The organism is Membranihabitans marinus, assembly GCF_019802045.1.
Classification (GTDB): domain Bacteria; phylum Bacteroidota; class Bacteroidia; order Chitinophagales; family Saprospiraceae; genus Membranihabitans; species Membranihabitans marinus_A.
Genome location: NZ_JAHVHU010000005.1, coordinates 159,963 through 175,739 on the forward strand (window position 1 = coordinate 159,963; position 15,777 = coordinate 175,739).

Annotated in this window: 14 protein-coding genes; 6 read left to right on the top strand and 8 right to left on the bottom strand. The window is 44.2% G+C overall.

What is annotated here, in order from left to right; all coding sequences use genetic code 11:
* Positions 1-14 precede the first annotated feature (14 nt).
* A complete protein-coding gene (gene mutS, locus KUV50_RS05135; protein WP_222579192.1) occupies positions 15-2,633 on the top strand; it encodes a DNA mismatch repair protein MutS in 2,619 nt (872 codons plus the stop codon).
* A 916-nt stretch (positions 2,634-3,549) separates the two neighbouring features.
* Positions 3,550-4,884 carry a Gfo/Idh/MocA family protein gene (locus KUV50_RS05140; RefSeq protein ID WP_222579029.1) on the top strand — a complete coding sequence of 445 codons (1,335 nt, stop codon included), beginning with the start codon at positions 3,550-3,552 and terminating at the stop codon, positions 4,882-4,884.
* A 442-nt stretch (positions 4,885-5,326) separates the two neighbouring features.
* Here the strand turns inward: KUV50_RS05140 and KUV50_RS05145 are convergent, their stop codons facing one another.
* The 4 genes from KUV50_RS05145 to KUV50_RS05160 all read right to left on the bottom strand — a co-directional run bounded on the left by KUV50_RS05145 (position 5,327) and on the right by KUV50_RS05160 (position 8,851).
* Positions 5,327-5,773 carry a hypothetical protein gene (locus tag KUV50_RS05145; RefSeq protein WP_222579030.1) on the bottom strand — a complete coding sequence of 149 codons (447 nt, stop codon included), beginning with the start codon at positions 5,771-5,773 and terminating at the stop codon, positions 5,327-5,329.
* Between the two features lie 616 nt (positions 5,774-6,389).
* Entirely contained in the window at positions 6,390-6,866 is a 477-nt protein-coding gene (locus tag KUV50_RS05150) for a nuclear transport factor 2 family protein (RefSeq protein ID WP_222579031.1), read from the bottom strand.
* A 188-nt stretch (positions 6,867-7,054) separates the two neighbouring features.
* Entirely contained in the window at positions 7,055-7,753 is a 699-nt protein-coding gene (locus KUV50_RS05155; RefSeq protein ID WP_222579032.1) for a TIGR04283 family arsenosugar biosynthesis glycosyltransferase, read from the bottom strand.
* 27 nt (positions 7,754-7,780) lie between these two features.
* Complete coding sequence (locus tag KUV50_RS05160; protein WP_222579033.1) at positions 7,781-8,851, bottom strand: BamA/TamA family outer membrane protein; 1,071 nt, start codon at positions 8,849-8,851, stop codon at positions 7,781-7,783.
* A gap of 184 nt (positions 8,852-9,035) precedes the next feature.
* Between KUV50_RS05160 and proC the strand changes: the two genes are divergently transcribed.
* Positions 9,036-9,842 (top strand): pyrroline-5-carboxylate reductase, encoded by an 807-nt coding sequence (gene proC / locus KUV50_RS05165; protein WP_222579034.1) that lies wholly within the window; start codon positions 9,036-9,038, stop codon positions 9,840-9,842.
* Here the strand turns inward: proC and KUV50_RS05170 are convergent.
* Complete coding sequence (locus KUV50_RS05170) at positions 9,818-11,098, bottom strand: 1-acyl-sn-glycerol-3-phosphate acyltransferase (protein WP_222579035.1); 1,281 nt, start codon at positions 11,096-11,098, stop codon at positions 9,818-9,820. The genes proC and KUV50_RS05170 overlap by 25 nt on opposite strands.
* A 52-nt stretch (positions 11,099-11,150) precedes the next feature.
* Between KUV50_RS05170 and miaA the strand changes: the two genes are divergently transcribed.
* On the top strand, positions 11,151-12,065 hold the full coding sequence (gene miaA, locus KUV50_RS05175; protein ID WP_222579036.1) for a tRNA (adenosine(37)-N6)-dimethylallyltransferase MiaA: 915 nt from the start codon (positions 11,151-11,153) through the stop codon (positions 12,063-12,065).
* Positions 12,066-12,216: 151 nt separating this feature from the next.
* On the opposite strand, the gene arsC is transcribed toward miaA, so the two are convergent.
* Entirely contained in the window at positions 12,217-12,567 is a 351-nt protein-coding gene (gene arsC / locus KUV50_RS05180) for an arsenate reductase (glutaredoxin) (protein WP_222579037.1), read from the bottom strand.
* A gap of 43 nt (positions 12,568-12,610) precedes the next feature.
* On the opposite strand from arsC, the gene KUV50_RS05185 reads away from it, so the two are divergent.
* Both KUV50_RS05185 and KUV50_RS05190 read left to right on the top strand, forming a co-directional pair.
* On the top strand, positions 12,611-13,042 hold the full coding sequence (locus tag KUV50_RS05185) for a hotdog fold thioesterase (RefSeq protein ID WP_222579038.1): 432 nt from the start codon (positions 12,611-12,613) through the stop codon (positions 13,040-13,042).
* Positions 13,039-13,650 (top strand): HAD family hydrolase, encoded by a 612-nt coding sequence (locus KUV50_RS05190; RefSeq protein ID WP_222579039.1) that lies wholly within the window; start codon positions 13,039-13,041, stop codon positions 13,648-13,650. The genes KUV50_RS05185 and KUV50_RS05190 overlap by 4 nt, the downstream gene beginning before the upstream one ends.
* Here the strand turns inward: KUV50_RS05190 and KUV50_RS05195 are convergent.
* Together KUV50_RS05195 and KUV50_RS05200 are read right to left on the bottom strand one after the other, a co-directional pair.
* Positions 13,590-14,270 carry a TIGR04282 family arsenosugar biosynthesis glycosyltransferase gene (locus tag KUV50_RS05195; RefSeq protein WP_222579040.1) on the bottom strand — a complete coding sequence of 227 codons (681 nt, stop codon included), beginning with the start codon at positions 14,268-14,270 and terminating at the stop codon, positions 13,590-13,592. The genes KUV50_RS05190 and KUV50_RS05195 overlap by 61 nt on opposite strands.
* Positions 14,267-15,682: a TolC family protein gene (locus KUV50_RS05200; RefSeq protein ID WP_222579041.1), complete on the bottom strand. Its 1,416-nt coding sequence runs from the start codon at positions 15,680-15,682 to the stop codon at positions 14,267-14,269. The genes KUV50_RS05195 and KUV50_RS05200 overlap by 4 nt, the downstream gene beginning before the upstream one ends.
* Positions 15,683-15,777: the final 95 nt, after the last annotated feature.

Sequence of the window (15,777 nt, forward strand, 5' to 3'; positions counted from 1 at the left end):
AGAAAACCCCGTTAATGACCCAATACAGTCAGATCAAATCCAAATATCCGGATGCGATCCTGCTCTTTCGGGTGGGTGATTTCTATGAGACATTTGGAGAGGATGCCGTTCAGACAGCCAATATATTGAGCATTGTACTTACCAAACGGAACAACGGAGGTTCAGATATCGAGCTCGCCGGGTTTCCCCACCACAGCCTGGATGTTTATCTACCCAAATTAATACGAGCAGGGTTTCGAGTCGCCATTTGTGAGCAGCTCGAAAAACCGTCCAAGGAGAAAAAATTAGTAAAGCGCGGGGTCACCGAGTTGATTACGCCGGGTATTGCTGTGGACGATCACTTACTGGAGAACAAATCAAATAATTTTCTGTCGTCAATATACCGGGCAGGAGATGATTACGGGATTTCTTTTCTTGATATTTCGACCGGTGAATTTTACCTATCAGAAGGCAAACGGATGCACATCGAAAAACTATTGGATTCGTTTCATCCTTCAGAAATTATATATTCCAAAGCAGTCAAAAAAGAAATCCAGGAGTGGATCGGCGATGAATTCTACACGTACGGTGTGGACGAATGGGTCTACACCCTGGACTATGGTCGGAAAAAATTATTGGACCACTTTAAAACACTGAATTTAAAGGGTTTTGGGGTGGAAGATCTGCATCTTGGCCAGATCGCTGCTGGTGCAGCAATGCACTACCTGGACAGTGCCCAGCAGCACGACGTCAGCCATATTCTAAAAATACAACGGATCCGGGAAGAACAATCCGTCTGGTTGGACCGATTTACCATGCGCAATCTAGAATTGCTGCAAAGCAACCACCCAACCGGAATTGCGTTATTGGATGTACTCGACACCTGCCGATCCCCCATGGGATCTCGGATGATGAAGCGGTGGATTGCCCTTCCGCTCACCGATATTTCCGAAATCAACAAGCGACTTGACACTGTGACCGCGCTGCGCGATCACGCAGGTATTCGAGAATCGTCCCGCGAATACCTCAAAGGGATAGGAGACCTGGAACGAATCACCTCCCGGATAGCTGCCTACAAAATATCACCACGTGAAATCAACCAGCTCCGGCTGGCTCTTTCGGGACTACCTGACCTGCGAAAAGAACTTGAAGTCATTGATGTCAGCCTCATGAATGTGATCCGTGATCAAATCAATCCGTGCGAAGACCTCGTGCATCGGATTACTCAACAACTCAATCCGGATGCACCGGCGCTCGTGTCCAAAGGCGGCGTTATTGCACCTGGATACAGTGCTGAATTGGATGAATTAAGAAGTCTGATCGAGAACAATCAGGAGCACCTTCTGAAAATCCAAGAAGAGGAAATTACCAATACCGGTATATCCAATCTTAAAATCGGCTTCAACAATGTATTTGGTTACTACCTGGAGGTCACCAACAAATACAAAGACAAAGGATTGGTACCCGAAAACTGGGTTCGAAAACAAACTCTGACTAATTCGGAACGATACATTACCTCGGAACTCAAAGACATCGAAGACAAGATTCTCGGCGCCGAAGATAAAATCCTGGAACTGGAAGAGAAACTATACGGCGAGCTGGTCGATCACCTTCAGAAATACCTCAAAACGTTGCTCACCAATGCCCACATGCTCGCCCAGGTAGACTGCCTGATCGCATTTGCCATTGTAAGCCTCAAAAATGAATACGGTCGACCTGAAATGACCGATGGTTTGGGAATCAAGATTAAAAATGGCCGACATCCGGTTATTGAACATCAACTCCCGCCGGGTGAATCATACATCGCCAATGACATCTATCTCCACAATGAAGACGAACAAATCTTGATGATTACCGGACCCAATATGTCCGGTAAATCCGCCATTCTTCGCCAAACCGCCCTCATCTGTCTGATGGCTCAAATGGGAAGCTACGTGCCGGCAGAAAGTGCCGAAATCGGGTTATTGGACAAGGTGTTTACCCGGGTGGGTGCTTCCGACAACCTGTCCAAAGGGGAATCCACCTTTATGGTAGAGATGATCGAAGCTGCTAACATTATAAACAATTTTTCTGCCCGCAGTCTTATTTTACTTGATGAAATCGGTCGGGGGACCAGCACCTATGACGGAATTTCCATCGCCTGGTCCATGACCGAATACCTGCACGAACACCCCACTGCACAACCCAAAACATTGTTTGCAACCCACTACCATGAATTAAACCAGCTGGAAGAGCTTTACGACCGGATCCGTAATTATCACGTGTCGACCAAAGAAATAGACAACCGGATTATCTTCTTGCGAAAACTGGTTCCCGGCGGAAGCGAACACAGCTTTGGGATTCATGTGGCCCAAATGGCCGGACTACCCCAAGAAATTATCCGTCGCGCAGAAGAGATTCTCCACAAAATGGAAGGGCACCACCTCACCGCCAAGGATGGACAGTCTCCTTCCCGTTCTAAAAAGAGTAAGATCAAAAACATTGATAAAAAAGGAAACAATGGTAATGCCCTTCAGCTTCAGATTTTTGATATAAAAGATGAAAACGCCATGAAACTCAAAGAAGAGTTGACACAACTGGATCTCAACAGCCTCTCCCCCATTGAGAGTTTACTGAAGCTGAAGGAACTGCAGACTATGATGGAAGAGAACTAGTGCACGAACTCATATCTACTATACCATGGAAGACATCTTTTATTGACATATCTTTATCATCAAAAGCCAAATGGTTGATACAGGGAATAGGCTGGTTGGTTCTTGTTGCCAGGGCAGCACGTCTTTTTGAAAAGACCATGTTATAACGTGATGTATTCCGAGCCTACAGCGCTCATAATCTTTTTACCTATAAGTTCACTGACTTATTGAGCTATGTGTTTGGCGCTCTAAATGTAGATTCCAAGCAGACCTGCAGCGCAGGTCGAAGTATGTTAGCAACATTTAATTTCAAAATATCGACCTCATAGAGGTCGTAATGTATACTTGGCCCGCTTTATTCATCACGTCAATCTGTTATGATGCATAATACCATTTGAATTCCTAATTGCCGGATATATTCCGAAATATTCTTATACGGCATTATCGAATACAAATGATATAATACGCAGTGAATCAATTGCTTAAATTCCTAAATTGGGCATATTGCGTAGCCCAATTTTGGGTGAGGTTTGACTTTTACGGGTTAGACATTGCGACTTCTCCAAAGTCGAGATAAAAACTGCAAAACCTCCTGCTAATAAAGTTATGACCTCTCCGAGGTCTTTTGAATCCAGCTCAAATCGAGCTTTTATTTGCGCTCAGGTACATGTTAGGGATGGAAGAGCGAGATAATACCTATATAATAATTATGATTCCATAAACTAGTGCTGCAATTCACAAATACCGTATTGACGGATTCTTTTTTACCAGCTCTTGATCATCAAAAACCTTATGAAGCTATGGCTATACTCCCAACCAAGCCCGACGATAACATTCCTGGAAGAAGTCGGCTTAGAACCAATACCTTTCGGGTATAATTCCTGACTAACAGCTAATTTATTCTTACCTTAATCATTTTTAGTTTGAAATCAGAAATATGAGTAATTCAAGAAGAAAATTCATAAAAACCGGGGCGTATGGCGGCGGCGCTTACATGATCACCCCTGTATTTTGGAAAGCATCCCGCAAATTTTCACCCACAGACACCATTCATGTTGGAGTCATCGGCGTCAATAGCAGAGGAAAATACCTGGCGAACACCTTTGCCAAACTGCCCGGGTTTCAGGTGAACTACATTTGTGATGTGGATTCCAGGGCAATCGATGCATGTAAAAAGTCGGTGATGGAGACTCAAGATCACAAACCGGAAGGAATTAAGGATTTCAGAAAACTACTGGAGAAAAAGGATATTGATGCCGTAGTCATTGCTACGCCAGATCATCTTCACGCACCGATCGGAACCCTGGCCTGCGCGGCGGGGAAGCATGTCTATGTTGAAAAACCAGCCAGTCACAACCCCTGGGAAGGCGAACAATTTATCAAAGCGGCTAAAAAACACCATCGGGTGGTTCAAATGGGTAACCAGCAACGATCTTCTATTAAGAATATAGAAGGCATCCAACTTATCCGGGATGGCCGTATCGGGGAGGTCTATCATGCCGACACCTGGTATGCCAACAATCGAAAATCAATCGGTAATGGGAAAAAAACGAGCGTACCGGAATGGTTGGACTGGGAACTTTGGCAAGGATCTGCAGTACGGGAACCCTATTTTGATAATTATGTCCATTACAATTGGCATTGGTTCTGGAAATACGGTACCGGAGAAACAGGGAATAATGCAACGCATGAAATCGATGTAGCGCGATGGGCACTGAACCTGGAACACCCTGAGAAAGTCATTTCCAACGGAATGAAAGGTCGATACACTGATTCCGACTGGGAAATGTACGATACCTTAAAAGTAAACTGGGTGTACCCCGACGGAAAAACCATCACATGGGATGGTAACTCCAGAAGTGGAATTCCAAAAATGGGAACTGGTCGTGGAGCCCTCATTTATGGGACAGAAGGTTCCATGATGCTGACCAGATCGGGCTATGTACACTATGATCCAGATGGTAAAAAACTAAGCGAAGGGAGAGAAAGTGAGGTGTCTGGTTCAACACAAACCGAAAATCTGGTAGGTGGAGGAAGCCTGACCGAAAAACATATTATAAACTTTGGTCAAGTGATCCGGGATCGTGGAGTGAAGCAAAACTCACCGCTTACCGAAGGCGCCATCAGCACCAATATGACACATTATGCCAATATGTCCTACCGAACCGGTGAAGAAGTTATTGTTAATGCCAAGGATGGCTCGCTTAAATCCAAAAACGCTAAAAAATACTGGAAAGGCGAATACCAACCCGGCTGGGAACCGACCGTCTAGTCATCCAAGCGGTGTCCGCACAGTACTTAAAAAATAAAAAGTAGAGGTTGCTGAAGTCAATCAGCAACCCCTGCATATTATTGCCTATGTTTTATTGCCTATTTTACTTTCTTAATGCTGCTATCATATTTCCTTAACTCGCAAAATCCATGGCATTTGGAACCAAAATGTCCTCATTTTGGGTGGGTAGGATGAGGGAACCGACCTGTCCCCGCCGTGGCTGTGGCAGAGCTCTGCCCAGAGGCTAGCAGTATGAATCAAAAGTCAAACGTCACCCAAAATTGGGCTATGTAATTAGCCCAATTTTGGAAATTAAGCAATTGATTCATTGCATATTATGGATCATACTAGATTGACGTGGTGAATAAAGCGGGTTAAGCAACTAATGCACTGCATATCATGCATCAGCATAGATTGACGTGGTCAGTAAATCGGGTTACCCTCAAACAACCAGCTTCTCATTAATACTCATGGCTTTCTGAACATCCTTAAAACGGGGATCCAGCGAATAAAAATTTACCAGCTTAACCGATCCATCTTTCATATAGAAAAAAACTTTGGAATAATTAGCGTTGACTCGTTTGACTTGCGAAAGATCCAGCCGACGTTCCGGGCCAGGATCCAGCTTATAGTACAAGTCCGAATCTGTCCAGCGGATATAGTACTTTGCTTTCTGTTCCTGATCCCAATACACCAATATCATAAAAGCACACAAAACAAACCAAAACAAAAAACTCCAATCCCGGATATCAAATCTACTGCTGTGGCCGTTAATCAAAGATTGACCAAGCGCATACATCCCCAATACGAAAAACACCAGGAGGACCAATAAAATAGCGGTTCGAATTCTTTTGTGAAAGATACGAGGTCTGATAATATTTTTCTCCATGACAGTTATCATTTATAAGGTGATGAAATAATTGACCCTCTTAATATAATTAAACACACAGACATTTTATAATTTTTTAACATTGTTTGCACAATTATATTTTATTATTTTCGTAACAATGACTGTGTGCAGATGTTTTTGATGCAGTATTTACTGATTTGCTAAACCGCTCAATACAGCGGGAGTCCACTTGCTGTCCTTGCATCCCCAAGCCATAGTTGACGCTCAACCAGTGGATCTATAAACACCGCCCATTCCAGCGTATACTTTGATTCTCATCGTCACAAACTTCCGTTCAAATCTCAATATGACTGCTTTTTGTATTCGATATTTGTAGATGCCTTACATCATATTATATGACTATTAAATTATAAATTATCAATACTCCCTCAATGAGGAGGCACTATTCTAAATTCAGGAATCATCCGCTATCTGCCCCTTGACTCAATGGGATTAGCGTACCCGATCATCTAATACTTCCAAAATGAACCATTATCTAATCAGAACAAGTAAAGAGCATAGAAACATTGCTCGAAATTTCCCTTTTTGTGATACTGAAGCAAAACTCAAAAACCCCGTTTTCAAGTCAAAGGACGACCCGAAATACGACTACAACCTATTGGGATTCCATTTTAGGAAAGGTTTCCGATGCGACTACCGTGACCATTATTATTTTCCAAGCGCCGTCAATTTTTTCAAGCACACGTTGTTCATTGGATTTATCTCCACTCAGATCCTGACGGTAAGTCACCCAGGCCATATCCCCATCGCGCATGATCTTTACATCGGTTCGTTCTGCGTAGTATGCATCATTATTACTCACATTTTCCGTGATAATTGGCCGCAATGTCCGATCAAGTTTGCTCCAGTCGGTATAGAAATGATGTACATTGCTACGCACCCATTCAAAATAAATATCATCGGTTTGCGCCCAACAGTCCTTCCAATCTTCGTATTCACCCATAAAAAATGATAATGTTTCTTTTTTGATGACAGCCATAATTGCATCGTCTTCATCCGAAGTATTATCTGTTTGATTCCAGGCAGGGATGGTTAATTGCAGCACAAGCAATAGTAGGAATAACCGTTTCATGATAATTAATTTTAGATCCATAAATAAGCAATTGGAGAGTGGCAGTAGCACCCGCATTCCAATTATTATAGTAACAAAATTCTATAATTAATTCGTTCCAAAACGGCTATTTATTTCTGAAATAATCTATGTTATTATTTATTTCATGTACTATTAGCGACCTCAACTTATAGATCAAAACCCGATGATTAACGTAAACGGTCAATCATTCTATGATAGGTATTTTTTAACATTTCCTGACTATAACCGAGACGGTACATTTGGAAGACGAGTACATTCGCCAACTGAACCTTGACATAGGAGTTCTCATGGTATTTGCGACTGCTTGCGACGATCTCATTGGGCACCACGTCAAAGGTCCCCATCTTCTGCAATCGGTCTACCAAATCAAAGTCTTCCATGATTTGCAATGTGTCATCAAAGCCGCCCAGTTCTTCAAAGGTGTGTGCAAACATAAACAAACTCTGATCTCCACCACCCGACCAACTCATCTTAAATTTGGACAAATACGAATTCAGTGTCATAAGCCAGGGACCGTCGGTGTATCGCACTTTAAAACATCCGCCGACATGCCCCTGCAACAAACTACTGTATATGTCTTCCACAAAGGTCTCCGGCGGGTGGGTATCGGCATGCAAAAAATACAATATATCCCGGGTGGCCTTCCGGGCACCCAGGTTGAGCTGCACCGCCCGTCCCTTCTCTGAAGAAAATATTTTTACCGGAAATTCTTGTGCGATGGCAACCGTGGAATCTTCACTTCCCCCATCCACTACGATAATCTCAGCTCCCTTCCCATACGCCATCAGATGACGAAGGCAGTCTGCGATATACTCTTCCTCATTGAATACAGGAATCACTATGCTAATCAGGGTATTGTATGCCACGGGTAAGATATTTAACGGACAATGTATTTAAAAAGCTTCCAATATGGAAAGATAAAATTGAAAATTTTGTCCATAAGCTACATCAGCCCGTATATTAACCCGATTGGTGTGATCTACAATATAGCGCAATCCCAGACCACCGGCGAATTTTATCGCACGGCCAGAGTCTTCCCAATTGAACACATCCCCAGCAGAAGCAAATGGCACCAAAAAAAATCGCCTCCATGCAGGAATCCGAAATTCGGACTGAATAGCCCACAAATTGGCGTCCCGATAACGTCCTTCGAAATAACCCCGCATCATTTTTGATCCTCCTAGTAATGAAAGGTCGTAAAAAGGAATTTCCGGACCGCTTCGAAAGCTTCCCAACAATTGACTGGCCCAGATCACACCCCCGGCCACATTTTGGTAATTACGAATATCGATCTGTGCTGATGAAAAAGAATAGTCCGATCCCCAGATGGGACTGTAAAGCATGGATTTTGCTGCCACATACCACCCGTGAACTGGAAATATCGTATGTTCGCGACGATCATATTGAATCTGGAGCCCCACCCCATTGACATATCCGCCATCAATTCCCAGCGTTTGCTGGCGCTCCAACAACCCGCCTTTTCTTGGATTCAGATTGGAGTATTTATTAAAATCCGCTGCTATGCCCACACGCCAATATCTGGATAACATATACTTCGGAGCAATTCGAAGCCTTGGAAATGTCACCTCGTAACTGTCCGCATCGGATTGGGCTAGCTTGTTCCCGCCCCCCCAGTATTTATAAACGTATTGGTAGTACCCAAGTTCTCCACTCATTTCCCAACGCTTGTCCGGATGAAAAAGATTCCAGGAAAAATATGCCAACACCTGGTTGCGTAGTGTATATACGCCGCCCAATTGCAATGTACTCGGGCGGTGATGTAAACTGTCCAGATGAAAAGTGTAGGACGCACCGGCACCAAACGCCCAATTCGTCTCCGGTGTAAAATATACAATAGGCAATGCCACCAACGTATGATCAGATTTATGCGCCTGACAGAACAAGGCAGCCGGATCACCCAGGACACACCACATACACAACACAATAGAGGTTACAATCCGCATATTCTCAGTGAAATTTTGTTTTATTCAGCGCCTTGTTGCTGAATAAATTTAATTTCATAAAAAAAACCAAGGTATATTTGACCCACATCGGATTCAATCAATTTTTACACTATGGTAACCCAATATAATACTTTTCTTGGTTTTGAACCTTAAAAGTTGATCGGGGATCCATCAAATAGCATCTATGAAAATATTAGTTATTGGCGGAGGAAATATGGGGCAAACCTACATCCATAGTTTTCTCCATTCCCACATCGTCCAGGCTGAAAATCTGATGATTTTGGAAAAATCAATTCGTCAGATCCGGCGGCTCGAGAAACTTAACACAGGAACCATATATCAATCGCCTGAAGAATGTGTTCCAAAAGCTGATCTGATTATATTTGCCGTCAAACCCCAGGATGCAGCGTTACTGTACGCTGAGATTGGCGGCCTTCTACACCCAGAGCACCTAGTACTTTCCATTATGGCCGGAGTACGCATCCAAACTCTACAGGAAGGTTTGAATATCAACAAAATCGTTCGTGCCATGCCTAATCTGCCCGCTCAAATCGGTGATGGTATGACCGTATTTACATCCACCACAGAAGTATCCCGCCCTGAATTGACGATGGTACAAAACTTACTGAACACAACCGGAAAGGCACTTTATGTCGATCATGAACATCTGCTGGATAGTGCAACGGCGATCTCAGGAAGTGGCCCCGCTTATGTATTTTATTTTATGGAATCCATCATAGAAGCTGCAGTAAACCTGGGGTTCTCTGAAGCTGAAGCCGAACTTTTAACTTGGCAAACCTTTCATGGAGCGATCAACCTGCTGAGCAAAAATGATTTGTCATGCCGTGAATGGATCGATCGAGTAGCCAGCCGAGGAGGAACCACCGAGGCTGCTTTACGGTGCTATGACCAGAACCACTTAAAGCCTGGAATAATCAATGGAAGTCAGGCCGCATACAAAAGAGCTCAGGAATTGGGCGAATCATCGTAAAACGGTGCCATGAGTCGTTCACGCAAATCCAAAATCTGTTCACGGTGTTTGGAAGGCAATCGACTCCACTTCATACTTTGCTTCCACGTTTGAAATCCGTCCAACCACCAGACACCTATCAATGACAAAAGAGGTAACACCAGTGGAAAAATGAGAACCCACCAGCCCCAAACAGCACCAAAGAGCACCATCCAGAGGATGATAAAAACAGGCACAAGAAGTAAAAATCCCGCCATTCTGAATCCGGAAATGTATTCCGCTTTTTGATTAAGACGTTTCTGAATGGAAAAAGCAATCCAATAAATTGGCCCGAGAAATATCCAACCGATGATAGCCAACGGTGTCAGGAGTAGCCAGGATAAACCACCGTGCTCCACGGGGTTCATTCCGGCATCGGATAATTGATGTGAATCAAGAAGTTTTACGTATTCTTCCAACTGTTCTTGCTTGTTTTCCCAATCTGTCGCATTCATTTGATTGATGCTCCGTGCCACCCCGTCCATCCGGTTAAAATAGACGTCATGACCATATTCTGCTACAGGCAAGGTCTTATAATTCAGGTCATGTGCTGCAAACAATAAAAGATCATCGGCTGGTGCAAGACGTGCATTATCTTCGATGTGTACCATTTGTGGTTTCAATCCATTAAAGATTTCCTGCGTAATGGCATTGAGTCCTTTTCGTTCTTCTGCTTCATAAAGCGGATAAAACTGCCGGGTTGAAATGGGTTGTCCAATTTCCACAGCAACGATGGAACGGGGGCGTGGTGAAGATTGGAAATTTACCCCCACCGGAACAATCAAAACATCTTCTATGTCCCGGTTTTGTAGTGCACCAAATGCAATGCGTGCTGCTCCCTTCTGGATGGGACGCGTCTGCTTTATATGTTTGGTACTCCCTTCTGCGAAAATAACGATGCACCCAGACTCAGCCAGCAAGTCAAAACAATAACTAAATTGTTTTTCATTCTGCCGCATACTTGAAAACCCATCCCGAAAGCGATATATTGGCAGCTGATTTGTCTGATCAAAGAACCACTTTACCTTAGGATTGATCACATCACCCCGGATTAAAAAGTGAAGTTCTCTTTCCAGGTGTGTTGCCAGCACACAGGGTTCCGTAAATGCGGAAGGATGGTTAACTGCAAGAATAACCGGTTGGTTCTTGGGTATATGATGTTGCCCGTTTACGAAGAGTTTTTTATAATACCCACGCAACACGATACGGGTAGTCGGTCTTAAAATACTGTATAACATCCGGTGAAATAACTAAATTTGCTATTTAATATACTACTAAACTTAGATTTTTTTGGTTGAAAAAGAAAGAATACCGGCTTTATTGATCCTGAGCGGCCCCACAGGTTCCGGGAAATCGGCCCTGGCTGAACACATTGCACGGCGCTATGACGTTCCAATAATATCTGCGGATTCCCGTCAGATCTACCGTTACTTTAACATCGGAACGGCCAAACCTTCGCCCGAGGTACAAGCTCAGATCGACTATGAAATGATTGATATTCTCGAGCCGCATGAACGTTTCTCAGCCGGAAAATTTGCCGTACGGGCAGCGCACCTGATCGAGCATACCCATGTCCACAAACCGGTGGTAATTATTGCAGGCGGAACCGGATTTTATATAAAAGCATTGATGAATGGTTTGGCAGACATACCGGAGATTACACCGGAAATCAATCATAAATGGAATCACAGTCTAAAGATAAAAGGCTTTCAATTTATCCAGAAAGAACTGGTTCGGATGGATCCGAATTTCCCAATACGAGGGGATATACACAATCCACACCGGGTGTTGCGTGCCATCAAGGTAGCAGATCAAACCGGCCGTTCCATCTTTGATTATACACCCCAACCGCTCTTAAAAAACCCACACGATTCAGGGTATTTTCAAATTGATCACGACCGAAAGGAGCTCTATGACCGGATCAATCACCGGGTGGATGACATGATGGGTAAAGGCCTGGTCGAAGAGGTCCGGTCCTTACTACCCTATCAGGATTGTCCGGCCATGCGGTCTGTAGGCTATCAGGAGCTCCTGCCCTATTTTGACAATCAGGTCGGCCTGGATGAAGCTACAGATAAGATAAAACAACACAGCCGAAATTACGCCAAACGGCAATTAACCTGGTTGAGAAATCAAACCAGTTGGACAAAAATTAATTCCAACGACATCGGAATATTACAAGACTGGGTAGAATCTCATTTATAATTGATGCATCCCACTGACCGTGGACCCGTTGGTTGCAGGGATTCCGTTTGGAGTGCTGGCAATTCGTTTGGTGAGGGAAGACTAAAAACCACTGACCGCAGACCGTAGACCGTGGACCCCTGAACACAGACTACTGACTACAGACTATATCCTAATCCTCCTCGACCAGTAACGCCCTTACATTCTCGGGTGGTCGGCCTATCACAGCCCGATCTCCATGGATGACAATGGGTCGTTCGATCAACCGGGGATGCTTAACCATGACGTCTATCCATTCCTCATCATTAAGGACTTTACCTTTGTATTCTTTCTTGAACAGATCTTCATTTTGGCGAATCAAAGCCATTGGCTTGATATCCAATTTTGCTAGTACTTGCTGCAATTCATCCTTGGAAGGCGGATCGTCCAAATATTTACGGATCTCAAAATCTGTCTTTGATTCCTGCAAAATCTTCAAGGTCTGACGTGACTTTTGACATCGCGGATTATGATAAATTTCCATTCGGTAATATTTATTTATATTGGCGCCAAAATAAGAAAATAATATGTCAATATGGAAACAAAGGGTTACCATTGATCACCTCAATCGACTCAATGAGAACACAATGGGGGCCTCTATCGGAATAGAATTCACAAGTATAGGGGACAACTACCTGGAAGCAACCATGCCGGTCGATCACCGGACCGTCCAGCCTATGGGCTTATTGCATGGTGGTGCCTCGGTGGCCATGGCCGAAACACTGGGTAGTGTGGCAGGCGTCCTGGTGTTGGAAAACACAGATCAGCAAGCTGTAGTAGGTATCGAGATCAATGCAAATCATCTGCGAGCAGCAACTGAAGGGATCGTGACGGGCCGAGTGGAACCCATTCGGATAGGCAGAAGTATTCAGGTTTGGCGAATCATCATCCGAGATGAGCAGAATCGCCAAATCTGTGAAAGCAGATTGACCACGATGGTTATAAACCGAGGAGCATGATTAAAAATATTATTTTTGATTTGGGCGGTGTGTTGGTCCATTGGGATCCGCTCAACCTGTACCGAAAGATTTTAAAAAAGGAGAAAAAAGCTGTAGAATTTCTCGAGACCGTCTGTACCTATGAGTGGAACCTGGAACAGGACCGAGGTCGTTCCATAGCAGAAGCGAACCGGCTCAAAATTAATGAGTTTCCTAATTACGCTTCTGAAATCCGTGCTTACTACGATCGGTGGGAAGAAATGTTCGATGGATCAATTAGGGCCAATGTACAGGTTATGCAACATTACCTGGCCAACGATAAATACCGGGTATTCGCCTTGACCAACTGGTCGCGTGAAACCTTCCCGATAGCATTGAAGTTATTTCCCTTTTTTGGAGATTTTGACGGTGCGGTGGTTTCGGGCGAAGAAGGTGTCATCAAGCCCGACCCAGCCATTTACCAATTACTCCTCAATCGGTACAGCCTAAAACCTGAGGAATCTGTATTCATCGATGATCGAATCGAAAATATAGAAGCCGCTAAAGCCCTCAATTTTCATGGAATTCACTACACACCCGCTATGGAATCATTAGCCGAAGAACTGGAACGAATCACTTCCCAGAAATAATCAGCCATTGGACTCATTGTAAATTCCGCCCAATCTTCTGCATGGTCCAGGTCATTGAGCATCGGCAAGAGCATATGACGAAGATTGGCATTTCGAATCTTCTGCATGGTTTGGGAAAAAACGAATTCGGTGGACCAAGATACCTCGGAGAACACATCGTGGGACGTTTTCATACCCAGTCCGTAGTAGCCCCCGTCCTTCGCCGGCCCTAAAACGATATCGGCTTCGGGGTGATCGAGCTTTTTCATAGCCCGAATCATTTGGGAAGCGGTGAAATACGGACAATCTGTACCCAACAGAAGTGCTCCGCTGTGCTGCAGCAGAACCTCAGCAAAAGCATCAGCCATTCGGGTACCCAAATCATCCGGAGTCTGCACCTTGGCATGATAAAGATCGGAATCTAATTTAATTCCCTGGCCCTCCAAAAAGTCTTCATCCGTGTACTCTGAAAAATAAAAATATACCGGCAATCCCGTTTTCTTTAATTCCTCGACCGTAAATTTTGCCAAAGTATAGTATATCTCCAACGCCTTTTGTTGTCCAAGCGAAGCAGCGATCCGCGTTTTGACCCGTCCCAACTGAAAGTTTTTTATAAAAACAATAAATGCCAGACCCTTCATTGACCAGACTGCTTTAGGTAAATCTCCAAGCTTCGCTTTCGGGCCAGGTACTCGTATTTGGCAATGAGGTAGTTTGTCTCAGCCTCCTCTTTTCGATTTTGCGCATTGATCAATTCAAAACTGGTGGCCGCACCGACATTATAACTTAGTTCGATGTTTTCAAAAAAACGTGTGGATGCATTCATGGTTTTCTGAGAAGCAATATAGCTCTGGTGAGAGGACTTCAGATCCGTGATCGTCTGTTCAAGCTCCTGTGTAAATTGTTGAACCCGCTGTTCTTTCTGAATTTGGGCTGTCTGGTGATTGATTTTAGCTTGTTGGACACTGGCTCGTGTACTCCCCTGTGAATAAATGGGAACCGAAAGCTGCAAACCAAAACCCAAGCCCCAGTTGTCCTGGAGCTGTTCGCCGTAAGGAATTGGCTCGAATCGAAAGGACGGATTCTCAAAACCCACCGTAACGGGGTTTCCATCCAAATAGACAGTTTGATTCATAATAGAGGTCCCTGTGTTGATGGACATTCGACGCGCTGAAGAGTAATTGGTACTCAGAGACCCGCCCAGAGACAGACTGGGGTAATATTGGCTCTGCGCGATTTGTATTCCCACTTCGGCGCTTTTTACTCGGGTATCTGCTGATTGCAACGCAGGAGATACGGCCATAGCCCGGTCACGTAAATCTTGCATCGAAAGCAAATCAATCTGATCGGGTTGAATATCTTCCGCCGGAGGCAATTCGAGCACCATATCCTCTCCTACAGGTAATCGGAGTAGTTGCTTTAAACGCAATTCGGTCAAATCCTGCTGATTTTGAGCTTCGATCAATTGCTGTTCCGAAAAAGCCAGTTCTGCCTGAATCTCCAGCAACTCATTTTCAGGTTTTGACCCAGCCGAAACCTCTGCAGTAGCTCGCTCCTCCTGACTTTTGAGCAGTTCCAGATTTGCTGAGGCCAATGCAACATTTTCTCGCGCGAACAAGGCTTGAAAAAATTGATTAACAACCGATAATAGCACGTCTTCTTCAGTCGCTTCGACTTCCAATGCAGCCACTTGTTTCCCCAGCTGTGCATTTCTGATCCGGTTGTGTAAAAGTCCTCCATTGAACAGCTGGACGCCGGCGTTGAAATTCGCGCTCTGGTTGTAATTACTTTCCGTTGTAAAGGTATTTGTAGTCGGATCAATAGTCCGGCCAATGCTATTACTCAGATTGCTGGAAAATCCCAAGGATGGAATTCGCTGTTGCTGCATCGCACGAAGGTCTGCTTCCGCCCGTGCAATATCATACCGGGCTTGTAAAATCAGTAAACTGTGTTCCCGGGCATGATTCAATGCCCGGTCGAGGGTCCAAATGGACTGTGCGGAAAGCGCGGCACTACCCATCCAAAGAAGTGCTATTGACAGATATATTTTCATGAAGGTGCTTTCTTAATTTGAAAATAAAAATAAAGAAAATAAAACAATCTCGGGTTCGGTAAAATTTTCTACCAACCAAGGAATGTCCGGGACAA